Below are 25,025 nucleotides of genomic sequence, written 5' to 3' on the forward strand. Positions count from 1 at the left end.
CTTAATTTATATGACGTTTTTGCCGTAACAGCCAGTAAATAGCTTCCGGGCTGTTAAATACCGCATCCCAAGTATTATGTGGATTGTCATTAATAATGCCGTTATCACCGACCTTTTCAGTACTGAACTCTGTATAACGCACAAATGGCGCATTCAATTGGCTATGCAAAATATCGTAATTAATACGTGAACCTTTTACCGGAGAAACCGAATCCTCCTTACTGTGAAAAAACCAAATCGGTGTATTTGCTAAAGGTGCCAAATTCTCTTTCGTCGCATTGCCATCTATCCATTCTATAGAATAAGCCTCCCGTCCACTCATAAGCAGCGCCGCGGCAAAAAAGTGCGGTCGTTTTAATAAGAGATTTAACGCACCTTCCGCACCGCGTGATAGGCCGACCAGATAAATCCGGGCTGGATCGATTGTCGGATATTGCGCTAAGGTGCTATCAATTAATCGCAATAACAACTGCTGACGATTTTCCGTTTGCCAGTGAATACCACCACGCTGCCCTTTATTCACATCATCGAAAGGATCAAACACGCTGTCGTATTGTGGTGCCAATACAAAGCCATCTTCGTACTGTAATGTAGAAATTGCACCTTTGCTAGAAAGCAAGTGAGCAAGATTGTCTTTCCCCACCTGACCTGAGCCATGTAAGAAAATCGTTAACGGGTATTTTTTTCCGTTGACAGAATGTGGGCGATATAAGCGGTAGTACAAGTGGTTGGCTGGAGTATGCAAGCTGATTTGATCAGATTCAAACTGATCCAGATATGCAGTTTTTATCTGATTTTGCACCGCACTTTGTTTAATATCCATGCGGCTCAAGGTTTTGCCGTTAGTCAGTTTAAGATTACCCTGCTGACTGATGTGGTAAATCAGACGCGCATTATAATAGTCTGGAACGGAATTGGCTTGAATTTTTTCAACCGTTGTCACTTTGCCATTCTTCTTGCTACGAAAAATCATCGGTTGGGTATTTTCTTTACGTAGGCTGTAAAGCGCAGCATTTTTGTCTCGAATATCCAATTCAATGATGACGAATTTTCCGGGCTTTGATTGATGACTGAGCTGCGGGCTATCATTCACATAGGCCCGTTGGATGGTACGTTTTTCCGGCGTTTGCTGATCCAGCTGCGTTTCTACTTGATAGAGTAAAGTCAGATCACTGCCTGAAAAAATATTATCTTCATATTCTAGAGCAACAGCATTAATTTTTTGTCCTTTAGCGGTAATTTCGGCTAATAGAGTAACATTAGGAAGTGATTTTGGTGACTGTGGTTGGTCTCCTGCACCAGCTATATGACTAAAAGGGAGTAAAAAAACACATAATATAAATAAATATTTTTTCATTTTTAGTCCTCTTTCATTACAGAAAAATAGGCCATACGATTCGCACAGCCTACAATGTTAATATCTATTTAATGCTTTTATTTTGTATAGTTACATATACCAAAATTGCGACCAATATTCCCAACGGAAGTAGCAAATCAAATACTGAACCATCATTCCCCCAGATCAAGTTGGCTAAAATAACTGTCATACCGCCAATGGCCCAGGCTATTGTCGTAGGCACAGACCAGACTATCATTTGTTTTCTTACATCGCTGATGCCCATCATTCGATTGACAACCCAGAATAAGCTGTCATTGAAATAGCCGAAGAATAATGATCCCATAGTTGCAGCTAAAGCGGCCAATAACATATTTACTCCCGGAATCTGAGCAAGTATCGGAGCTGAAATAGATGCCGCAGTAATCATCGCAACCGTACCTGAACCTTGAATGAAACGGACTAAGGTTGATACTATAAATGGAATTAAGATTGGTGAAATCGGCAGATTAGCTACTTGTTCGGCAAGTTGCGCGCCAGCCCCACTCTCGCGTAATACTGCACCTAACGCACCACCTGCACCGGTTACTAATAAGATGATACCTGCCGTTTTAACACCTTCTTCAAGATAGAGTGCTGTGGTATTTTTATCTGCTCCCGGTAACAAAGCATAGACAGAAATTAATACACTGATTGCTAAAGCAATGATCGGATGTCCTAAGAATGCAGCAGCTTGGTAAATAAGGCTTTCTGATAACCCACTATTACTTTTTGCGACTAAATCTAAAATTGCTTTAATGAAGATAAGCACAATCGGTAATACAATCGGCAACAATGAAAGACTTAAACTAGGCAAATCTTTTTTTTCACGACTTTGCACATAATCATCGTATTTTTGTTTAATTTCGTCCTGCGTAAAGGCTTCTTGATTAAATTCCGGATATTTCTTATCTAACCACTTCGCATAAAATACGATTCCTATTACAGGTAATACTGCCATTGCCATACCGGCCAGTAACATGGCGCCGATATCTACATTAAACAGTCCGGCGACACCAAGTGGACCCGGTGTTGGCGGTACGGTATGATGTGTAACTACCAATCCACCAGCTAACGCTACGCCAAGGGTTAATAAAGATCGTTTGCCATTTTTTGCTAATGCCTTAGCGACCGGATATAAAATAACAAAAGCAGAATCAACAAAAATAGGAATGCTAACAATATAACCCGTGATTGCCAGTGCCCATTCTTCTTTTTTTCTGCCAAGCATCTTTATAAAGCTATATGCCATTTTTTCAGCCGCGCCCGATACTTCAAGAATACTTCCCATCATCACACCGAGACCTATTACAACACCGATGCCACCTAAAGTACCGCCGAATCCTTTCGTGATTGCCGCTAAGGTGTCATTAACTGACATTCCACCGATCAAACCAGCTATTGCAGACGCAATTAACATAGCGATAAAGGCATGAACTCGAGTTTTAAGCACAAGATAAACGAGAACAAAGACAGCAATTAACAAACCGATTATAGGAACAGGTAATCCAAACATAGTATTCACCTCTACATATCATCTTGAATGAATTGTTGAATAACATCTTTGAAATTTTTATCAGCTTTAAATCCTAATGTTAGAGCATTAGTATTGTTAATTTCAGCTGGCCAACTTGCGACTATATCGTTTATATTTTCATCGAATTCAAATTTGATATATTCTAGAATTTGTTCTCCTTTTACCTGAGCCAGATCGGCTAACATTTGTTTCACGCTAACACTGAAACCGGGTAAGTTGATTACATGCCAGCTACGTAACGGTAATGGTGGCAACTGTAAAGCGTGAATAAAATTATTTATGACAGTATTCGGGCTAGACAGCCATAACGTCAGATCTTCCGAGACAGGACAAATTGCATTTTCAGCATGTAGCGGTTCGCGAATGATACCGCTGACAAATGATGAAGCTGCTTTGTTCGGCTTACCCGGTCTGATGCAAATGGTGGGCAAACGAACAGCTATACCATCTACAAAACCTTTTCTGGTGTAGTCATTGATTAACAGCTCACACATCGCTTTTTGCGTACCATAAGTAGATTGGGGTGTAACCGCAGTATCATCATTAATGACATCCGGCAATTTACCGCCAAAAACGGCAAGAGAACTAGAGAAGATAAAACGAATGGTGGGATTCTTTTCACGGCAGATTTCCAATAAATTTCTTGTCGCCAAAAAATTAATTTCATAGCCTAAATCAGGATCTTGCTCAGCGTGGCTACTGACAATCGCAGCTAAGTGAAAAATTGCACTTGTATCTTTTGTGATAATTTCAGCAAGTCCGTTTGGATTGCGTAAATCCATTTCAATACAGCGCACTCTAAGGTCATTGTTAGGTGCGGCAGGTCTAATAACATCAATTAAAGTCAATTCATCAATTGTAACCGCGGTTTGTGCTAATAAGGTCTTTGCCAAGCGTTGTCCGAGAAACCCTTGTCCACCTGTGATGATAATCTTCATTGGATTCTCCTTTATATAAGGTTTTTGTTCGTTAATCGTGTGCTTAACTTATAAAAGTGCGGTCAGTTTTATTTATATTTCTCAAACCAATCCAGACCTGCAACGGTTTGTGCGCGCGGTTTATATTCACAGCCGACATAGCCGTCGTAGCCGAGTTGATCGAGTTTGTCGAAAATATATTGATAGTTGATTTCGCCTTCGTCTGGTTCATGGCGTTCCGGTACGGAGGCAATCTGAACATGGGCGAATTTGCCGTTCAGTTTGTCCGTTAAGCGTGATAGGTTGCCGTCCACATTTTGTGCATGAAAATAATCCAGCTGCACAAACACATTATCACGTTGCACCGCTTCTACGATTTCCAGCGCATCCTGTTGGCTTTTCAGCAGATAATGCGGTTTTACCGCTGGGCTTAACGCTTCAAGTAATACGTTAATGCCATGCGGTTTGAACTTATCCGCCGCATCGCGTACGTTTTGGATAAAGGTTTGTCGGTAGGTGGTGCGATCTGCGTCTTCCGGAACGACCGCGGCCATAACATGCACATTCGGGCAGCCAAGCGCAAGCGCGTATTCCAGCGCAATATCAATATGCTGATGACTTTCCCGCTCCCGTCCCGGAATGGCGGATACCCCCCATTCGCCTTGCGCCACATTGCCTGCCGGGGTATTGAACAGAACCAGTTTTAGCCCATATTGATCCAGTTTGGCGTTTAATTCCGCTGGCGGATAATCATAAGGCCAGAGAAATTCCACATACTTAAAACCGGCCTTCGCCGCCGCTTCAAAACGGTCTAAAAACGGGACTTCGTTAAACATCATAGTGAGATTGGCTGCAAATTTAGGCATAGTTATTTTCCTCTGTGTGCAAGATCGTTGACTTCGCTATCGGTGAGATAGCGGATGTTGTGCCCCTGTAGGATAAAATACAGCTTGGCGGTTTCTTCCAGTTCTTCCGTATTATCCACCGCATCCAATAAGTCGGAACCGGTAACCACAACGCCGTGATTGGCAAGCAGGAAAGCCTTGCCGCTGAGCGCACGTTCGCTTAATTCACGCGCAATGTTGCGATCGCCCGGGCGATAATAGGGAATAACCTGCAACTTTCCGACTCGCATAACATAGTAAGGTGTAAAAGCTTTCATTGCGTTTTGCATATCAATGCCTTCAAGGCAGGAAAGTGCGGTCAGATAAGTAGAATGCAGGTGTACAATCGCCCGGCAATCCGGATTTTTTTGGTACATTGCCAGATGAAACACCGATTCTTTGGATGGTTTGTCACCGGACAGCAGATTGCCCTGCATATCCAGCACAGAAAGACGCTCCGCTTCCAAACGACCTAACGAAGAACCCGTCGGCGTCACTAAAATCCGGTTTTCATCCAAGCGTACGGATAAATTGCCCGCGCCACCCACGCTGTAACCGCGTTCAAACAGGGATTTGGCAAGACATACCATTTGTTGTTTTTGTCTTGATTCCGTCATACAAACATTCCTTGTGCGAATTCAAAAAAATCCTCTTTGCCGAAATTGCCTGATTTCAAGGCGAGATAAACCGGTTCTTCCACCGCTTTAAGCCAAGGCACGCCCGGTGCGATTTGCTTGCCGATATAAAAACCGCAAAAGCCCAGTTGCTGTACCACAATGCTGGAAGTCTCGCCGCCGGCGATAATGAAATTGGTAAAGCCCGCCGCTTTTAAAAGTGCGGCCAATTTGGCAAAAATTTTTTCAATGGCGGCGCTTGCCTTTTTCGCGCCGAATTTTGCCTGAATCTCTTTCAATTGTTCCGACGAAACGGTGGCATAAACCATTGGTGCCAGCGGTTGTGCCGCATTCTGCAAGACCCATTGATACAGTTCATCGGCATAATGCGGATTGTTTAATGCCTGTTCCGCCTCCAGCCAGCGACTTGGCGCTTTGGCTTTGTACGCATTAACTTGACAGTTGGTCATCACCGAGCAGGAACCGGACAATATCACCGTTTTACCTTGTGTCAGCGTGAACGCATCGCTGCCTTTTTGTCCGCCGCTCAACCGCGCCGCCATATAGGCGCCCAACCCTGAGCCGCCGGTCACTAATTTGAAATCGGCAACCGCTTCCGCCAGCACTGCCAGTTGGGCATTATCTACGGCATCCACCACCGCATAGCGACAGCCTTGCGCTTTTAGCTCGGCAAAGCGTTCTTTCACCCGTTGTGCGCCCAAGATTACATCAGCATAAGCGACCAGACCGGTTTTGCCGCGTGATTGCACATCCATAAGGCGCAATAGACTGGCGTCTGTCATTGGAGTGAGCGGGTGATTACGCATACCGGACTCGTTTAATAACACATCGCCGACGAACAAATAGCCATTAAAAATTGTGCGTCCATTAATCGGCAACGCCGGTGTTACCACGGTAAAATCGGCGTGCAACGCATCCAACAACGCATCGGTGACCGGTCCGATATTACCTTTCGCAGTGCTGTCAAAGGTGGAGCAATATTTAAAATAGAACTGATCGCAACCGTTTTGCTGCAACCAGCGCAGCGCCTGTAACGACTGTGCGACGGCTTCATCCGCTGGATTGGAGCGGGATTTCAAACTAATGACAATAGCATCCACCTGCTCTGCTAGCGGTTCGCGCGGAACACCGTTCATTTGCACCGCACTTAAGCCGTTTTCGACCAAAAAGCTGGCAATATCACTTGCGCCGGTGAAATCGTCTGCAATAACGCCCAACATCTTAATGTCCTCCTTTTTTCGGCAGTTCGATGCCGCTGAAAATTTTAATCACGGCACTGTCATCTTCCTTACCGTAACCCGCATTACTGGCTTCAGTGAACATAGAATAGGCGGTGTTGGCTAAATGCAGCGGGAAATGAAGAGATTTGGCGGTATCGTTTACCAGACCTAAGTCTTTAACAAAAATATCCACCATGGAAAGCGGGCTATAGTCGCCGTCCACCACATGTTTCATGCGGTTTTCAAACATCCACGAATTACCCGCCGCGTTGGTCACCACGTCATACATTAAATTCAGCGGAATCCCCGCTTTTGCTGCCAATGCCATGGCTTCCGCAGCGGCGGCAATATGTACGCCAGCAAGCAATTGATGAATGATTTTTACCGTAGCACCCAGACCGATTTTTTCCCCGATGCGGTAAACTTTGCCCGCCACCGCATCTAAAACCGGCTGTAATTTGGCAAACGCCTGCGCCGACCCGGAAGCCATTACGGTCATCTCACCTGCCGCCGCTTTCGCCGCGCCACCGGAAACCGGGGCATCCAGCATCATCAAGCCTAATTCTGTTAATTTTTGTGAAATCCCTTCAGCATCTTGCGCAGAGATCGTTGAGGAAACCATAACGGCGGTGCCGGCGCGTAATTGTTTTGCCAACCCGTTTGCGCCGAACAATACCGCGTTGACTTGTTGTGCATTCACTACCAGTAGCATGACAGCGTCCAATTCTTGCGCAAAATCGACCGCACTTTTACTGACATCTTTTGCCCCAAAGGCTTTTAAGGATTCCAATGCAACCGGGTTAAGATCAACCCCGTAAGTGGTTAACCCCGCATTAATACAGGATTTTGCCGCCCCCATACCCATGGCGCCAAGACCAATGACCGCAACTGAATATTGATTAGCCATAATATGTTTCTCCTGAAAATAAAATAATGTGAAATACTATGTCGACAATGATTGTGGCACTTTTTTACTGTAAAAACCGCGATGCAGATCACAAAATTTAACTTTCAATGTTAATTTTTGTGAAATAAAAAACAATGATTTTTTATCAGAAATGGTTATAATCAGGAAAAAAGCTATTCGGATATCGCCCATGATCCCCGCAGAACGACAAAAGCAATTACTCAATTTAATCAGTCAGAATAATATTATCAGCATCGCCAGTTTGGTTGACATCCTCGGTGTCTCCCATATGACAGTGCGCCGCGACATACAAAAACTGGAACAGGAAGGAAAAGTAGTATCGGTGTCCGGCGGAGTAAAGCTGCTGGAACATTTATTTATGGAGCCGACGCATCAGGATAAGTCCTTGCTGTCCACCTTACAGAAAGAAAATATCGGTATGCAGGCAGCCCAGATGATCCCACAAAATACCACGATATATCTGGATGCGGGAACCACCACCCTTGAAATTGCACACCGTATTTTGGATCGCGATGATCTGTTGGTGGTCACTAATGATTTTATGATCGCAAATTTCCTGATGATGAACGGAAAATGCGAACTGCTGCACACCGGCGGTACGATAAACAAAGCGAACTACTCCTCAGTAGGAGAGCTAGCAGCCCAGCTGCTGCGCCAAATTTCCATTGATATTGCCTTTGTTTCCACCTCTTCTTGGAACCTGAAGGGTCTAACGACCCCAGACGAAAGCAAATTACCAGTCAAACGCGCGATAATCCAATCCAGCCAAAAAAATGTATTGGTTTCGGACTCTTCCAAATACGGCAAACGCGCAACCTTCCACATCTGCCCGTTAAATATCTTCGACTGCATCATTTGCGATAAAGATCTCTTAACACATATACAAGACGCCATCCATGAAATGAACGTTGAGTTGATTTTGGTGTAGAGGGTAATCAGACAGGCTATTTAACGACAAAAGACGAATACCGCTGTTGTTGGTATTCGCCTTTAGGTTGGAGGTGTCAGGCTAAACCGGTAGCCGTTAGTTGATTTCACTCAGTTTTACCGGACGCCCCTCGTCCAGTGATTTTTTTGCGGCAATCGCAATTAGCACCGGCTGTAAACCGTCGTTACCGTTAACTAACGTCGGTTTATCGTGAACCACCGAATCGACAAAACACATCATTTCGTCGGCAAAGGACTGCATGTAGCGTTGTAAAAAGAAATATTTCGGTTTTTCAGCAATAACACCCGCCTCACAGGAATAAACTGCGGTGGAGTCCGCGTCGTTGCCGGTCTGTACTGCACCTTTAGAACCGAATACTTCCGCGCGCTGATCATAGCCATATACGGCTTTGCGACTGTTATCGATCACGCCGATCGCACCGTTAGCCAGTTTTAAGGTAATCACCGCTGTATCAATATCACCGGCTTTACCAATATCCGGATTCACTAGCACACCGCCGGCAGCATAAACTTCTGTGACCTCACTGCCGGATAAGTAACGTATCATATCAAAATCATGAATCGTCATATCAAAAAACATACCGCCGGAGACTTTGACATATTCAATCGGCGGCGCATCCGGATCCCGAGAAGTAACGCGAATAATATGCGGCTCTCCGATATTGCCGGCAATGATGTGTTGTTTGATAGCTTTAAAGTTATGATCAAACCGACGGTTAAAACCTACCTGAAATTTTACCCCGGCTTTCTCGACTTCTGCCAATACCTCTCGAATGCGGGAAATATCCGCATCAATCGGTTTTTCACAGAAAATATGTTTGCCTGCTCGAGCTGCTTCAATGGAAATGGAGGCATGAGTATTAGTGGAAGAACAAACCAATACAGCATCAATTTCCGGATCTTGTAGAATTTGTCTGTAATCCGCATAGACATGAGCGATGCCCATTTCTTTTGCCCAGTTGTGCAATTCTTCCGTTACTCGAACATCCGAAATTGCTTTAATTTCCGCCCCTTTTACGTATTTCGTAATACTTTCTGAATGTACGCGACCAATACGGCCAGCACCAATAATACCTACTTTAATCATCATTAAATCCCCGCAACTTCTTTAATATATTTACGTCCTTTTACTGCATACTCAAACGGATTTGCAATTGCCGGATCCTGTTCGGCTTCCACAACCATCCAGCCTTTGTAATCATGTTTTTCCAAAATGTCGAAGATCGGTTTGAAATCGATAACACCATCTCCCGGAACCGTAAAAGTGCCTTTACGCACGCCCTCTAGAAAACTCAGATCATGCGCTTTTACTTCAGCCACTACCTCATCACGAACATCTTTTAAATGTACGTGAATGATACGATCAATATATTTTTCCAACACTTGCAGCATAGCTTGCTGTGAGCCTTCAGAATAGTAAATATGACCTGAATCGAATAACAAATAGACATCATCATTAACTTCCGCCATGTAGCGATCAATTTCTGCCGGTGTCTGAATACCGGTTCCCATGTGATGATGTAAGCATACGCGCATTCCTTTTTCCGCCGCCAGTTTCGCCAATTCGTTATAACCTTCGGCTAATAATTTCCATTCACTGTCGGTAAATACGGTTTTTTCTTTGAATACGGCTTTAGTTGTCCCCTGAATACTGCGGCTTTGCTCGGAACAACCAATAACCTTTGCCCCCATCGCATGTAAAAAGTCGCGGTGTTGAATAAAATCTTTCAGGGTTTGTTCCCGTTTTCCGTCCACAAAAAACGTACTGAACCAAGCGTTACAAATTTGAATACCGCGTACTGCTAATTTATGTTTTAGTATTTCGACATCCCGCGGGTATTTATTTCCCACTTCGCTGCCGGTAAATCCCGCCAATGCCATTTCACTGATACATTGTTCAAATGTATTTTCTTTGCCGAGATCCGGCATATCGTCATTTGTCCAACCGATAGGCGCGATACCTAATTTAACATTTTCAGCTTTCATAATTTTTCCTTCTACAAAGAATGATTGAATTATTCCGTTGCCTGATTGTCTTCGTCCTCAAACAAGAAACCCGGCTTAATAGCGTCTGGCCTCACTAATACGCTGTAGTGAATGTTCATAAGCTTCATGTACGGTGGCTTTATCCGATACGGCCGGAACCCCCACATGCCACCAGCTGCCATAACCGTGAACCATTGTTTTCGGTAATACTTTAATATCAATTAACGTCGAAACCGTTTGTTTTTGTGCATCCGCTAACGCCGCGCGTAATTGCTCCTCAGTGGTTACTTTATACGTTTTACAACCATAAGAAGCTGCGTTCATTGCAAAATCGACCGGTACAAAACCACCATCCAACTGCGCAGTTTGCTCGTTTCTGAAACGGAATTCGGTACCGAAACTATCCATACCATGCCCTAGCTGCAAATTATTAATACAACCATTGGTCATGTTGTCAAAAAGCACCACATTAATTTTCTTGTGTTCCTGAATAGACGTGACTAGCTCCGAATGCAGCATCATGTAAGAACCATCACCGACTAAGGCATAAACTTCACTGTCGGGTTGTGCGAGTTTTACTCCAAGTGCGGCGTTTATTTCATAGCCCATACAGGAATAACCGTATTCCAGATGATAGGTATTTTCGCCTTTGGATTGCCAACAGCGCTGTACATCACCCGGTAAACTACCTGCGGCCCCGACGATAACATCATTTTCTTGCAGGCTTTCATTTAAAATGCCCAGCACCCGGCTTTGAGTCAGTGCCGATTTGGTTATTTCGATAAATTCGGCAAATACCGCATCGGTATTGAGGCGATCCGCGACTTCCGGAATAAAATCGGCACCGGTATAAGTCAAGTTGTACACCCGTTCCAATTCCGCAGCAAATTGTTGTTTAACATCGGCAATCCGATCACCCCATTGTGCCTGATAACCGCTCGGCGCTAAAAGTGCGGTCAGTTTTTCTAGCGTTTCTTTCGCATCGGCTGTGACCTGCACACCATCAAGCTTATAGACATCAAAACGTGCAATATTAATATTTAAATAACTGACTTCCGGGTTCTGGAAGATCCATTTCGATGATGTAGTAAAATCGGTATATCGGGTACCTATGCCGATAACCAAATCCGCTTCTTTCGCCAGCAAGTTCGCCGCTAAACAGCCCGTTTCACCGACCCCGCCGACATTTAAATAATGCTCAGAAACGACCGCACTTTTGCCGGCCTGCGTTTCAGCAAACGGAATATTGTAAGTTTCGGCAAACGCCTTTAATTGTTCAGCCGCTTGTGAATAACGCACACCTCCGCCGCATATAATTAATGGTTTTTTCTTGCTTTGAAGCAATGTCAGTGCATCAAGCAACATCGGTTCTGTAGGCGGAGTTCGCTCAATTCGATGAATGCGTTTTTGCAGGAAATGAACTGGAAAATCATAAGCTTCCGCTTGAACATCCTGCGGTAATGCGATCGTTACGGCACCGGTTTCAGCCGGATCGGTCAACACCCGCATGGCATTAATACAAGCTGTCATTAATTGTTCAGGACGGCTGACACGATCCCAATATTTGCTTACCGCACGAAAGGCGTCATTAGTACTGATACTCAGATCATAAGACTGCTCAATTTGCTGCAATACGGGATCCGGCTGACGTGTTGCAAATACATCGCCCGGCAGCAAAAGCAGCGGAATTCGGTTTGCCGATGCCGTTGCCGCTGCGGTGATCATATTAGCAGCCCCGGGACCAACGGAAGAAGTACAGGCATAAATCTGCTTACGCAGTTTTTGTTTGGCAAAACCGGTTGCAACATGTGCCATTCCCTGCTCATTGCGACCCTGACGAACGATAAGATCACCGCTATCCTGTTCCAGCGCCTGACCTAATCCCAATACATTACCGTGGCCGAAGATGCCGAACACACCAGCAACAAATTTAGTTATTTTGCCATCAAATTCTACATATTGATTATCCAGAAATTTAACCAGTGCCTGTGCGACTGTAAGTCTGATCGTTTTCATATTCATCTCCTGATAACGGACAATTTAATTTTTAAACTATATAATCACATTTTTATTCCGAATAAAATATAAATGAAAAATAAATTTCATTTTTGTGGCAAGGATCAAATTTTCAATCAATATCTGTTGCAAAATATATTGTTTAAAAAACGGGTTACACTCTGTTAAGACAAAAAGTACGGTGAAACACCGTACTTTCGTTTGACTTGATCATAATGACAACCTGTCAGGATATTGATCAAAACAGGCAAAACCTGGGTTATACAGTTAGTTCATAGCCATAATAAGCCGATTTATAAATTGCTTTGATTTCCTCAACTGTCGGCTTGCGCGGGTTAGTTAAAGTACAGGCGTCATCAACCGCAAGCCGGCTCATGCGATCGAGTGCCGCAAGAAAATCCGTTTCAGTAATCATTGTATTTTTTCCTTCTCTGATTGAAGCGGAAAGACCGACTCGCCGGTTTAATTGCAGGATTGCCTGTTCAAGATTATCAATCTGCAACCATGTTTCCAAACGCGCATATTTATCTGTTGCTTTGCGATTGAAGTGTATGACATAAGGCAAAATTAATGCATTCGCTTCACCGTGCGTTAAATGGAATTGACCGCCTATTTTATGTGCCATGCTGTGCACAATACCAAGCGAGCAGTTACTAAATGCCATACCAGCAATAGTTGAGGCGGTATGCATTTTTTCTCTTGCCTGCATATTATCTGGCTCGCATACTGCACGTTCCAGATAATTGAACACCAAGCGGATCGCTGCCAGCGCATAAGGGTCCGTAAAATCATCCGAAGCGGTGGATACATAAGCTTCAATTGCATGCGTCAACACATCCATCCCGGTTTGCGCAGTAATTAGCGGCGGCATTTTAGCCGGGAGCCGGGTATCCAAAATTGCAATATCAGGCACAATATCTGGACTGACAAGTGGATACTTCACGGCATTTTGAGTGTCTGTAATTACGCTGAAAGCGGTAATTTCTGATGCGGTACCGCTGGTTGAAGGAATACAAATCAGTTTAGCTTTGCGGCGTAATTTAGGAAAATTAAACTTGATTAATTCATTAAAATCATAATCGGGATATTCATAATATACCCACATGATCTTAGCTGCATCCATGGGTGAACCGCCGCCGATGGCAATAATCCAATCAGGATTAAATTCGGCCATTTTATGTCCGCCCCGAATACAGGTTGCAATGGACGGATCCGGTTCTACGCCATCAATAATCTGTACCTCAAAACCGGCTGTTTCAAGCAATGAACGCGCTTCATCCAGAAAACCGAAACGTTTCATTGAACTACCGCCAGTCACTAAAGTTGCCCGCTTCCCTTGTAGAGTGGACAAATAGTTAAGTGCATCCGCGCCATGTACCACTTTATTAGGAATACTGAATGCCGTAAAAGTCATGTTATCCTCCAAATATATCGATGTAGTTAATTTTAAGAAAACAGTATTCGGAAAATATATTTTATATATTAAATTTTATGATATTTTTGTTTCAAAAAAAATATATTTTGATGATTCTCTGTTGTCAATGAGAAAAAGAAGAATTTAAGCGTTTTGTGATCCGGTTAACAGTTAAATGATAGGGCAGCAAATAATATAAAAACTGATATAAATTACACTCAATTTGCCCTAAAAAGTCGGTTTATTTCCGACTTTTCCAAGGCAGATCATTATATTAATGATTGAATACGGACAAAAAATTATCTGGCTGATAATTCCTTTTCGATCCGCTCTCTGGCTTTCGGCGCTTCTATTGCCATTTTCTCGGCAAATCCGAACATTGAGACACAGGCAATAGATTCACCGCCAACCGAATAAGTGCGGTCTGAAAATTTCATTTTTCTAAGACTTTCGAAAATACCATCAAAATCCACATCCCCTTCACCCATCGGCAAATGTTGGTGAACAACCGCATCGGTCTGCGGCGGATTAACAATATAGCGGCAATCCAAACTTTGATTGTAAGTATCAGCAAATAACACGTGTGAAAGGTCTTCGCCCGCATATTCCAACATCGCTCGCACATCCCCTTTTCCCTTGTCATAGAAAAATCCGTGCGGAGCAGAATAAACATATTTCAGATGCGCCGAACGATAGGATTTCACTATATCGCACGTTTCATTATTCAATTCACAAAAATCATAGGGGTGAGACTGAATTTCACAGCGAATTCCGTACCGCTCAAAATACGGCATTAATTCATCCAACGAACAAAACAGCATGCCGTTGCAAAGTTCCGGCTGGTGTGGGTCGCCTGACAGTTCCGTGTTAATCACCCGCACATCCATACTATCGGCTATTTCAATCATTCGCTTCCAGTTGGCAACCGCATGCCGGCGTTGTTCTTCGCTTGGGCCCGACCAGCGATAGACTACGATAAAAGAGGAAATTTCAACTCCGGTACGCTGTAATGCAGTGCGATATTCTTGTTCGCATTCACGCGAAAATAATGGATGTTTATAAAACGGATTAATACGCGGGTGCGGTGATTGTTCAATATATTTATAACCCCAATCTGCTACTTGATATACCATATCGCTAATGCTCATTTGTTTGGCTAATACATCAACATCAAATGCAATTTTCATTATTTACTCCTTTTACCTTTACTCATAATCAATCCAGATCCCGCCGGAATCGGCAGATTTGACGCAATTTTCCACCCAGCGTACGCCTTCTACACCAGCATGAATATCGGGATACCAGAAATCAATGGATTTTCCCTGCTCCTTTGCCACCATGGCTTTTGCAAAACGGGCATACAAATTTGACCATGCTTCAAACAGTCCCTCCGGATGCCCACCACCGATACGATCTTCTTGCCGGGCGCTATCGTGCAAATATCCCATACCGCGCTCTAAAATACGAACCGGTTCTCCCTGCACTTCGAAACGTAATTGATTCGGCTGTTCATCCCACCACTCAATACTGGCTTTTTCACCGATTACCCGAACTTTTTGACCATGCATGGAACCGCAGTTTACGCAAGAAGACCAAACCGTCGCCACTGCGCCCGTGTTATATTCCATCAGTGTGGTCGCATTGTCTTCCAATGGCGCGCGGCTTTTTACAAAACTTTGGCGGGAACAAAGCAAACGTTTAATTTTTAGCTGCGGTAGCATGACTTCTGAAAGATAAAGCGGATGGGTGCCTACATCACCTAATACATAACTTGGACCGGCAGAGTGCGGATCGACTCGCCATTTTGTACTTGCCGCCGCATTTTCGACGGCAGAGTTATGGAAACCGTGAGCAAACTGCATATTGACGATACGGATTTCACCTAATGCGCCAGCAGCAATTAAACAGCGCGCCTCCTCGATCATTTGGTGTCCGGCATAACCATAAGTGATCCCTACGATACGATCATGTTCAATGGTCAGAGCCTCAAGTGTTTTTGCTTGAGCATAACTAAAACACAACGGCTTTTCACAGATTACATGTAAACCGGCTTCCAGTGCAGCTTTGCAAATTTCAAAATGCGTGTTGTTTGGCGTTGCGATAGAAACCGCCTCAATGCCATCGGGGCGTTTCGATTCTTCGATAAACATCGTGTTATAATCGGGATAGCAGCGTTGTGCCTCAACATGTAAATGTTGACCGAATGCTCGACCGCGTTCGGCATCAATATCAAATGCCCCTGCGACTAGTTTGAAACTGAAATCCCGTAAAGCGGCGGAACGATGAATATAGCCGATCTGACTACCGTGACCACCGCCGACCATTGCCCAACGAATTGGACGTTCCACTGTCTTTTCACCGTAAAGCATTATTTCTCTCCTTAAAATCCGATTTTTGTTAAATAATCGCGACTGCTTTTGACATCTTGCAAGCTCGTGCCCACATTACGCGGATCGCGTTCCTGTTCAATCGTGATGTAACCGTGGTAATCCAATTCCTCGCTTAAAACAGACCGCACTTTGGCATAATCAATGCAACCTTCGCCGATACGACACATGACACCTTGAGCGCAGGCGTCGAAAAAGCGGATCTTTTGTTGCATTATCTGTGCATAAACTATTGGGTTGATATCTTTGAAATGGATATAATCTAGTCGATCGGCATAGTTACGTAGTGACGCTGCCGGATCCATTTTGGAATAAAATAAATGCCCGGTATCCAAGCATAATCCTGCCGTTGCATAAGGAATATCACCTACAACAGCCTCAATTTCATCGGCAAATTCAATGTATCCTCCTGCATGCGGATGAATAACTGCCCGTACACCATAGCTTTTAGCGATTTGTGCTAATTTCCGAATGTGCTCGATCATCTGTTGCCATAATACTTTTGGCAGACGAGGCGCCTTGTCCGGATGACCGGCAGCATAATCGCGCTCTTCATGCCCCCAATCAATAATTACCAGATAAGGCGTCGGAAATTTTTGTTTCGGTTCCAACGGAGCCTGTGGGAGACGAGTGATCAGGCGACAAATATCATGAGTTTGCTGCGCTAATTTAGCCTGATTGTCCGCAGTGACCAGATCATCAAAAATCGTTCCGGCAACAATATGAAGCTTATTTCGCTTCAATTGTGTCGAAACAGTTTGGATGTCAAGCGGTAAATACCCGTAAGGACCGAGTTCAATCCCCTGATAACCGCCAAGGTGTGCCTCATTTAATACCTGCGTCCATGGCGGTAGATAAGGGTTGTTGGGATCATCAACACCCCAGCAGCAAGGTGCAGTAGAAATTCTGATGCTCATGACTTCACTCCGTTTTTTGGTTGTTTGTCGAAGACAGTATATAAAGTTGCGGGCAATTGAATCTTAACGATCTTGTTATTTTTATAGCGCTAAAATGGATTTTTTTGCGATACAGCGCACAAATTCGATAGGGTATCTTCATTATGTTGCGCTCAGCTAAAAACAGTTAAAAAATCGACCGCACTTTTTTACCGATCCATGAAGTGCGGTATTGACTCGGGGAAATACCAATCATGCGGGAGAACAACGTACTGAAATAATTGGCGTTATCATAGCCAACTAAACCGGCGATTTGGTTTACGCTGTAATTGGTATTGATTAGCAAAGATTGCGCTTCGCCGATACGGCGACGGATTAAATAACGAATAAGCGAAAATCCGGTTTGCCGTTTGAACAAATGTGCCAGATAAAAGGGGCTGACCTTAAAACGAAAAGCGACCGTTTGCAAACAAAGATTTTCGGTGTAATGTGCATCAAGGTAATTTTTTACCTGTTCGACTAAAGGTAATTTTCTGAAAGGGAGCGACTGTATATTCTCTCTCGGTAACTGTACGATAATGCTCAGCAAAGCAGAAAGCAGATAACGACAGCTTTCACTTGCCTGATTAGCGCTTTCTTTAATTTGGGTGAACATTAGGGCGAGCAGTTGTTCAATAACATGGCGCTGATTGCCACTGGAAATAACGGCGGGAGAGGCGATATCAAATAAACAGTTTTTTTCTGCCCCCTTAATATTTAACCCGTTGATTCCACAGCAATAAACCACCATATCGGAATGCAGCTCCGCCATTTCATCATGAATCACGCCTTGATTGAAAATTAGAATGTCGCCGGCTTTGGTATGGTAAGTCACATCACCGATGAGATGACTGCCTTTTCCTTTTACAATAAACACGATTTCCAGTCGATCATCATGTTTATGTAATGTACGCGGAAAATTTTGCTGCATGGTTTCCGTATTGCATAAATATAATAATTGCGGCAACCGCCCGTTTTCAAAAATCGAACTTTTGTTGTCATTGAGGAAATATTGGAGCATTTTGCGATAATCCATTGATAGACGGTATTACATCACGACAGTATGTGTTGTATCAAGCCTGTAATACCGTTTAAATTAAAATGGTCAGCTGCCTTTTTTACGGCGTTTCAGGGTATCCAACAAAACAGCAACAACAATGATCAGACCTTTGACAATTTGCTGCCAGTACGGATCAACGCCCAGCATATTCAACCCCTTGTTGGTCGTACCGATAATGAGCGCACCGATAACACACATCGGAATCGTGCCAAAACCACCGCTTAACGATACGCCACCGATCACTGCCGCCGCGATAGCATCCAGCTCCCACGCAAGACCGTAAGAAGGGTTGCCTGCATAAGTTCTTGCTGCCAGTAAGGCGCCGGCAAGACCGGATAATGCACCTGCCAGCGTATAAACCCAAATAAGTGTTCGGGTAGTATTGATACCGCAGATTTTAGCCGCATTTAAATTACCGCCGACGGCATAAACATGACGACCAAAGGTTGAACGGCTGAGCAATATGTGTGAACCAATAACGATTAAAATATACAAAATAACCAGACCGGGTAAACCGAAAACATTGACATCTGCAATCCAAGTAAACGCTTCTGACGAGGCATCAATCGGACGACCGTCGGAATAAAGCTGTGCCGCGCCGCGAGCAATGATCATCATACCAAGCGTGGCAATAAACGGCGGAATATTACCTAATGCGGTTAGACCGCCATTAATCGCCCCCATCAATGCCCCCAACGCCAATGAAATGGCAAAGGCAAGAATCGCAGCGCTAACGGCATCGCCACCGGTAACAATAGACGCGGAAACTACGGCGGTCAGCGCTACCATTGAACCGGAAGATAAATCAATACCGGTTGTGATAATTGCAAAAGTTACACCAATTGCAATAATACCGAACATCGATACCTGTTCAATAATACTCCACACGGTACGAGCCGAGAAAAAACCGTCGATCGAAACGGATAAAAGCAGAAATAAGCCTATCAGGATAAAAATCATTCCGTAAGCATTAATTATTTTTTTCAACGTGGCGTTTGACATAATACATACCTCATTCATTATTCTGAGACAAATTTTTGTGTTTGGGTAATTATTGACGTGCAAGTCCCGACGCTAATTCCAACACCCGTTCCTGAGTTAATTCCTGATGCGGAATAATACCTACCTGACAGCCTTCATGCATAACCATGACACGGTCACTCATCGAAAGCAGCTCCAGCATATCGGAGGTTATCATAATGATGGTTTTACCTTGTTTTGACAGTTCAACCATTAATTTATAAAGCTCGGCTTTTGCGCCAACATCAATACCTTTGGTCGGTTCATCTAGAATAAGAATATCCGGCTCTAGCAACAACCAACGGGCAAGCAATACTTTCTGCTGATTGCCGCCAGATAAATTATTGGTGATAACATCTACATTAGGCGCTTTAATTTTGAGTTTATTTTTCTGTTCATGTGCCGTTTTAGCGGCACGAGTAACCGAAAGCAGAAAATTTTCCAGATAAGGAGACATTTTCGGCATGATCATATTGTCGGTAATGCTGAGATTGAGAAACAACCCCGTCAACTTGCGGTCTTCCGTAACAAAACCGATTTTATATTTCATCGCATCCAATGGATTATGGATTTCCGCTTTTTTCCCGTGAATGTAAATGTCTCCGCTGTCGGCAGGTTTATAACCGAATAACCCTTCCACAATTTCCGAACGACCCGCCCCGACAAGTCCGGCAATACCGAATATTTCTCCTTTACGGACTTTAAAGTTGATATTCCGATATTTATCGGCACGGGTAAAATTTTTAACTTCAATAACGGTTTCATCGGACAGAGGAAAACGTTCACGCTGAAACATTTCGGACATGTCACGACCGACCATCATGGCGATTAGTTCGTCTTTCGTCACGGCTTTAGCCGGTTTTGTACCCACATACTGACCGTCGCGAATAACGGTAATTTCGTCGGCGACTTTGAATACTTCATCCAATTTATGAGAAATAAAGATAATGGCAATACCGCGTTGTTTTACGGTATCAATGATTCTATATAATTGCTCTACTTCATTTTCAGTGAGAGCGGTCGTCGGTTCATCCATAATAATCACTTTGGCATCGTTAGATACCGCCGTCGCAATAGCTACCAGTTGCGCTTTTGCGACGGAAACATCCGACATTTTGACGGTAACATCCATGGGAACCCCAAGATCCTGTAAAATAGCGGCAGCCTTCCGATCCATTTCTTTCTGGTTTAAAAAGAATCTACCGGTAGTGAGTTCCCGACCTAAATAAAAATTATCGGCAATTGTTAGATTCGCCGCCGGTGAAATTTCCTGCGGCACCATAGTGAGTCCGTTGCGGATAGCGTCAATCGGGCGATTTGGTTTGAATGGCTTTTCATCCAGAATTAATTCACCACCATCATCAGGCGTGTAAATACCGTACAAAATTTTCATCAAGGTGGATTTACCTGCGCCGTTTTCCCCCATTAGTGCGTGGATACTGCCGCGTTTAACCTTGAGATTAATGCCATTTAATGCTTTGACTCCCGGAAATGTTTTAGACACATTGCGCATTTCTAAAATATAAGGGGAACGATTCGAATCATTCATCTGTAACTCCTTAATTCCGTACTGGGAAAAGGCTTAGGGGCGTCATTTCCGAGCCGGGCTTTAAAGTGCGATTGTTTTTTGGGTAGTATTGGTCAGGCGATGGGCAAGATAAACAGCACATCGCCTTGGGAATCAAACAATATTATTTATATCTGGCCTGATATTCTTCCTTTTTATCCGGTGTAACCAGCTCGAACGGCACCCATTTGATTGCCGGCACCTTTTCGCCTTTAGCCGCCAGATAGGCTACCTCGGCACCTGTAGCACCTTGTCCCTGAGCAGATTGAAATACTGTAGCGTCCAAACCTTTACCCAAATACTCTAGCGCATCCGGCGTTGCGTCCAAACCAACAATAGTAATATCCTCATCCTTAATACCTAGCTTACGACTGGCCAGAATGGCACCAATCGCCATTTCATCATTGTTACTAACAATCACATTAAGACCTTTGTGAGCAGCTAACAGGTTCTCCGCAATTTCCAGACCTTTAGCGCGATCCCATTTTCCTTCCTGCTCGGTTAATACTTTAATGTTATTGTGCTGAGCAAAAACCTCCTTGTTACCCTGAGTACGTTTTGTCGTCGCGTCCAACCCCAGCACGCCCATTAAAATGATTGCCTGCGCATCTTTGCCGTTCAACGCATTAACAATGTAGTTGGCCTGAATCCGACCACCTTCAATCTCATCAGAACCGACATAACTGGTGACATATTGCATATCGTCATCATGCGGCTTACGGTTCACGATAACCAACGGTATTCCGGCTTTTTTCGCTTTGCGCCCGATCACTTTGATAATATTGGGATCGGTCGGAACCACTAATAAAGCATCGACTTTCTGATCAATAAAGGTTTCTACATCATTTAACAGGCGGGCAGGATCGCTATTGGCATCGGATAATTTGATCTCGACATCATCATGTTTGGCATCAAAATCACGAATAGAATCCTGCAAATAGGTTTGCCATTTATCAGCAAAAGAAACCATCGGTGCACCGATAACAATATTTTTTGCCGTTACAGTCTGAGAGGTTAATAACAGACCGCCGCATAACATGGCTAATAATGCTTTTTTCATAATGTTGCTCCTGTCAGAGTAAGTTGAAATATAACATCCTGATGATACCGCTATATGCACAAGGAGGTTTTGTGAATGTAAATTTCAAAATAAGACAAATTAGAACAAAATGTCTGCAAATATGTATAGCATTAAGCCGATAACCCTGCAATTATGAAGTTAAGAAAGTGTGAAATAGATCTTGTTTTCGAAATAATTTTCTGTTGATGCATTTTTTAGAATAAAAAAATCATTACAAAAGCGCCAAGCAGAATGCTGGCGCTATCATATGGAAAGCATTTAAAGAATATCACTAACCCTGATCCAGCATTTCTGCTTACAGGACAAGGCTATTGCGTCAAGTACTCTTGAAACCTTAAACCCTTCTTCAAAATCAGGGTATAGAGTCTGATTATTTACCAGACCGTTAATCAGGTCACGAATTTCAACGGTTTTTTGATCATTAAAACCAATGCCATGACCAGCACTGACACAGAAATGTTTGTAATCTGGGTGCAGCGGTCCGGTCAGAATCGTTTTAAATCCCTGTCTTGCCGGATCATCATCATGCAAATAAAGCTGTAATTCCGCCATTCGTTCTTGGGTGTAACTGATAGTGCCTTTCGTGCCGGTGATCACATAACTTAATCCCATCTTACGTCCACAAGCGATTCGTGAGGTTTCAATTGTTCCCATGCAACCATTGGCAAAACGCATAAGTGCGGTCGCTTGATCCTCATTTTCTACATTAAGCCGTTCTTTCAGGTTATACGGATTCGGACGGGTTTTGATCACGGTTTCCATATCACCGATGACTTTTTCAATGTCACTGCCCACCAAATACTGAGACATTTGTACAATATGTGCAGCCAGATCACCTAATGCACCCAATCCGGCTTTGGCTTTAATACAATGCCAGTCAAGTGCGGTGTTTTTATCGGCAAGATAATCTTCATTATGAGTACCGTAAAAATGTACGATCTCACCGATTTCGCCACGAGCGATAATTTCACGCGCCAGCTGTGTAGTCGGGTTTTTAATATAATTAAAACCAACCAGTGTTTTTGCTCCCGCTTCTCGCGCGGCATCGTACATGATTTTGGCATCAGCTGCGGTTAATGCCAGTGGCTTTTCAGCATAAACATGCTTACCTGCGGCAATGGCGGCAAGTGCGATTTCTTTGTGCAGAAAATTCGGCGTACAAATATCTACAACATCGACATCAGGATCGTTAACAACATCCTGCCAGTTTCCAGTGGAACGACTGAAACCGAATTCTAATGCTTTTTGTGCGGCAAGCTCCGGTGTTACTTCGGCAAGATATTCCAGTTTCAATTCTGCGTCCAAAGGAAATACGGTCGGCGCCTGAGCATATGCGATAGCGTGGCAGCGTCCGATATAACCGGTACCGATTAATCCGACTCTGATTTTTTTCATCATTAATTCCTCCTGTCTTTGCACACAGAAAAGAGAGCCGCAGCCCTCTTTTTATACTTAACGGTAAATTTATAATGTAGGCATACTGAACGCAGCTTGAGTGTTCATGTCAATATCCGGCCAGCGTGTTGTGACCGTTTTCATTTTGGTATAGAAACGAACACCATCCGGACCATAGACGTTTAACGCACCGTATGCGGATTGTTTCCAACCGCCAAAACAATGGAATGCCATTGGTACCGGGATCGGTATATTGACACCGACCATACCGGCTTGTACCTGATAAGTGAATTCTCGTGCTGCCGCACCATTATTGGTGAAAATCGCACTACCGTTACCAAACGGATGTTCATTGATTAATGTCATAGCTTCTTCAAAATTTTTCGCCCGCACAATACCGAGAACCGGTCCGAAAATTTCTTCCTTATAAATTACCATGTCCGGCGTAACGTGATCGAACAAGCAAGGTCCGATATAAAAACCATTTTCATAGCCGATCGGTTTTTTACCTCGACCGTCAACCACTAAAGTGGCACCTTCTTCGACCCCCTTATTGACATAATTGGTAACATTGTTTAAATGCTGCTGACTGATTAATGGGCCGAAATCCATTTCTTCCTCACCATCCTTCGGCATGCCCGGTCCGAAACGCAGCGTTTCCACTTTCGGTTTAAGTGCCGCCACCAATTTATCGGCTGTTTCATCATCAATGGTGACTGCAATCGGCAATGCCATACAACGCTCGCCCGCCGCACCAAATGCAGCGCCCAGCAACGCGTTAGCTGTGGCATCAATATCCGCGTCAGGCATGACTAAACCGTGATTTTTTGCCGCACCTAATGCTTGAACTCGTTTGCCATATTCAGAACCGACTTTATGCACATATTCTGCTGCAACGGATGAACCGACAAAGCTCACCGCTTTTACACGAGGATCGCGTAATAAAATTTCGTTATCATGACGATCACCATGTACGACATTAAAGACGCCGTCAGGTAATCCTGCTTCTTTTAATAGTTCAGCTAATCGTATTGATAATGACGGATCTGCTTTAGCCGGTTTTAAAATAAAGGCATTACCGCAAGCAAGCGCAATAGGAAACATCCACATCGGTACCATGGCAGGAAAATTGAACGGGGTAATACCCACACAAACACCCAACGGCTGCATTGCCGAGTGAATATCAATACCGCGACCAGCTTGTTCCGAGAATTCACCTTTCAGCAAATGCGGAATACCGCAGGCAAATTCCACAACTTCCAAACCGCGGGTCAGTTCACCTTTTGCATCGGAGAAAGTTTTACCATGCTCCTGAGTAATAATTTGGGCTAAACTATCCCAATCTCGTTGTAATAATTCTTTAAATTTAAATAAGATACGAGCGCGACGCAATGGTGAGGTCGCAGCCCAAGCCGGGAATGCTTTCTGCGCAATATCTGTCGCTTCCAAAACCTCATCCGGGGTACTCATTCTAACCTGACGGATTTGTTCGCCGGTTGCTGGATTAAAGATAGGCCAGACTTTTTCACCCCGGCTTTCCACTTGTTTTCCATTAATAAAATTTAAAACAGTTTCCATTTTTTACTCCATAATGTCATTGAGATGAATGATTGACTCGTATAATTTTCAGTATGATTAGATTAGAATAATGAAATAAATTTTTCAATTCTGTTTTTGTATTATTTTGAAATAAATATTTCATTTTGTGATCTAGGTCGGA

The 25,025-nt window shown here is 43.7% G+C and carries 21 protein-coding genes; 1 reads left to right on the forward strand and 20 read right to left on the reverse strand.

The features are described 5' to 3' along the window. Position 1: 1 nt before the first annotated feature. From BN3349_RS07285 to ltnD, 7 genes are all read right to left on the reverse strand, one after another. Positions 2-1,357, reverse strand: a complete 1,356-nt coding sequence (locus tag BN3349_RS07285; RefSeq protein WP_040976681.1) for an alpha/beta hydrolase-fold protein — start codon at positions 1,355-1,357, stop codon at positions 2-4. A gap of 64 nt (positions 1,358-1,421) precedes the next feature. Continuing rightward, entirely contained in the window at positions 1,422-2,891 is a 1,470-nt protein-coding gene (locus BN3349_RS07290) for a GntT/GntP/DsdX family permease (protein WP_040976682.1), read from the reverse strand. An 11-nt stretch (positions 2,892-2,902) separates the two neighbouring features. Then, the gene (gene denD / locus BN3349_RS07295) at positions 2,903-3,850 is read right to left on the reverse strand and encodes a D-erythronate dehydrogenase (protein ID WP_040976683.1); all 948 of its coding nucleotides are present in this window, start codon (positions 3,848-3,850) and stop codon (positions 2,903-2,905) included. 68 nt (positions 3,851-3,918) lie between these two features. Then, the gene (gene otnI, locus BN3349_RS07300) at positions 3,919-4,695 is read right to left on the reverse strand and encodes a 2-oxo-tetronate isomerase (RefSeq protein ID WP_040976684.1); all 777 of its coding nucleotides are present in this window, start codon (positions 4,693-4,695) and stop codon (positions 3,919-3,921) included. A 2-nt stretch (positions 4,696-4,697) separates the two neighbouring features. Next, positions 4,698-5,330 (reverse strand): 3-oxo-tetronate 4-phosphate decarboxylase, encoded by a 633-nt coding sequence (gene otnC, locus BN3349_RS07305; RefSeq protein WP_040976685.1) that lies wholly within the window; start codon positions 5,328-5,330, stop codon positions 4,698-4,700. Continuing rightward, entirely contained in the window at positions 5,327-6,568 is a 1,242-nt protein-coding gene (otnK, locus tag BN3349_RS07310; RefSeq protein WP_040976686.1) for a 3-oxo-tetronate kinase, read from the reverse strand. Before otnK ends, otnC begins: the two co-directional genes overlap by 4 nt. Before the next feature lies 1 nt (position 6,569). Then, on the reverse strand, positions 6,570-7,475 hold the full coding sequence (gene ltnD / locus BN3349_RS07315; protein WP_040976687.1) for an L-threonate dehydrogenase: 906 nt from the start codon (positions 7,473-7,475) through the stop codon (positions 6,570-6,572). Positions 7,476-7,665: 190 nt separating this feature from the next. Here ltnD and BN3349_RS07320 point away from each other — a divergent pair, with 190 nt between their 5' ends. Further along, the gene (locus BN3349_RS07320) at positions 7,666-8,424 is read left to right on the forward strand and encodes a DeoR/GlpR family DNA-binding transcription regulator (protein ID WP_040976688.1); all 759 of its coding nucleotides are present in this window, start codon (positions 7,666-7,668) and stop codon (positions 8,422-8,424) included. A gap of 96 nt (positions 8,425-8,520) precedes the next feature. On the opposite strand, the gene iolG is transcribed toward BN3349_RS07320, so the two are convergent. From iolG to BN3349_RS07385, 13 genes are all read right to left on the reverse strand, one after another. Beyond that, the gene (gene iolG, locus BN3349_RS07325; protein WP_040976732.1) at positions 8,521-9,531 is read right to left on the reverse strand and encodes an inositol 2-dehydrogenase; all 1,011 of its coding nucleotides are present in this window, start codon (positions 9,529-9,531) and stop codon (positions 8,521-8,523) included. Between the two features lie 2 nt (positions 9,532-9,533). Beyond that, positions 9,534-10,430 carry a myo-inosose-2 dehydratase gene (gene iolE, locus BN3349_RS07330; RefSeq protein ID WP_040976689.1) on the reverse strand — a complete coding sequence of 299 codons (897 nt, stop codon included), beginning with the start codon at positions 10,428-10,430 and terminating at the stop codon, positions 9,534-9,536. 75 nt (positions 10,431-10,505) lie between these two features. Next, positions 10,506-12,446 carry a 3D-(3,5/4)-trihydroxycyclohexane-1,2-dione acylhydrolase (decyclizing) gene (gene iolD / locus BN3349_RS07335; RefSeq protein WP_040976690.1) on the reverse strand — a complete coding sequence of 647 codons (1,941 nt, stop codon included), beginning with the start codon at positions 12,444-12,446 and terminating at the stop codon, positions 10,506-10,508. Between the two features lie 259 nt (positions 12,447-12,705). Next, positions 12,706-13,860 (reverse strand): iron-containing alcohol dehydrogenase, encoded by a 1,155-nt coding sequence (locus BN3349_RS07340; RefSeq protein WP_040976691.1) that lies wholly within the window; start codon positions 13,858-13,860, stop codon positions 12,706-12,708. Between the two features lie 299 nt (positions 13,861-14,159). Next, positions 14,160-15,047 (reverse strand): sugar phosphate isomerase/epimerase family protein, encoded by an 888-nt coding sequence (locus tag BN3349_RS07345; RefSeq protein WP_040976692.1) that lies wholly within the window; start codon positions 15,045-15,047, stop codon positions 14,160-14,162. An 18-nt stretch (positions 15,048-15,065) separates the two neighbouring features. Further along, positions 15,066-16,229, reverse strand: a complete 1,164-nt coding sequence (locus tag BN3349_RS07350) for a Gfo/Idh/MocA family protein (RefSeq protein WP_040976693.1) — start codon at positions 16,227-16,229, stop codon at positions 15,066-15,068. Between the two features lie 11 nt (positions 16,230-16,240). Then, on the reverse strand, positions 16,241-17,164 hold the full coding sequence (locus tag BN3349_RS07355) for a TIM barrel protein (RefSeq protein ID WP_040976694.1): 924 nt from the start codon (positions 17,162-17,164) through the stop codon (positions 16,241-16,243). A gap of 166 nt (positions 17,165-17,330) precedes the next feature. Beyond that, positions 17,331-18,203 (reverse strand): AraC family transcriptional regulator, encoded by an 873-nt coding sequence (locus BN3349_RS07360; RefSeq protein ID WP_180334841.1) that lies wholly within the window; start codon positions 18,201-18,203, stop codon positions 17,331-17,333. 84 nt (positions 18,204-18,287) lie between these two features. Beyond that, the gene (locus BN3349_RS07365) at positions 18,288-19,244 is read right to left on the reverse strand and encodes an ABC transporter permease (protein ID WP_040976695.1); all 957 of its coding nucleotides are present in this window, start codon (positions 19,242-19,244) and stop codon (positions 18,288-18,290) included. 49 nt (positions 19,245-19,293) lie between these two features. Beyond that, complete coding sequence (locus tag BN3349_RS07370; RefSeq protein ID WP_040976696.1) at positions 19,294-20,811, reverse strand: sugar ABC transporter ATP-binding protein; 1,518 nt, start codon at positions 20,809-20,811, stop codon at positions 19,294-19,296. Positions 20,812-20,953: 142 nt separating this feature from the next. Beyond that, entirely contained in the window at positions 20,954-21,889 is a 936-nt protein-coding gene (locus BN3349_RS07375) for a sugar ABC transporter substrate-binding protein (protein WP_040976697.1), read from the reverse strand. A gap of 279 nt (positions 21,890-22,168) precedes the next feature. Then, the gene (locus BN3349_RS07380) at positions 22,169-23,305 is read right to left on the reverse strand and encodes a Gfo/Idh/MocA family protein (RefSeq protein ID WP_040976698.1); all 1,137 of its coding nucleotides are present in this window, start codon (positions 23,303-23,305) and stop codon (positions 22,169-22,171) included. A 69-nt stretch (positions 23,306-23,374) separates the two neighbouring features. Continuing rightward, on the reverse strand, positions 23,375-24,883 hold the full coding sequence (locus BN3349_RS07385) for a CoA-acylating methylmalonate-semialdehyde dehydrogenase (protein ID WP_040976699.1): 1,509 nt from the start codon (positions 24,881-24,883) through the stop codon (positions 23,375-23,377). Between the last annotated feature and the right edge of the window lie 142 nt (positions 24,884-25,025).

The sequence above is a fragment of the Necropsobacter massiliensis genome (genome assembly GCF_000827595.2).
GTDB classification, from domain to species: Bacteria; Pseudomonadota; Gammaproteobacteria; order Enterobacterales; family Pasteurellaceae; genus Necropsobacter; species Necropsobacter massiliensis.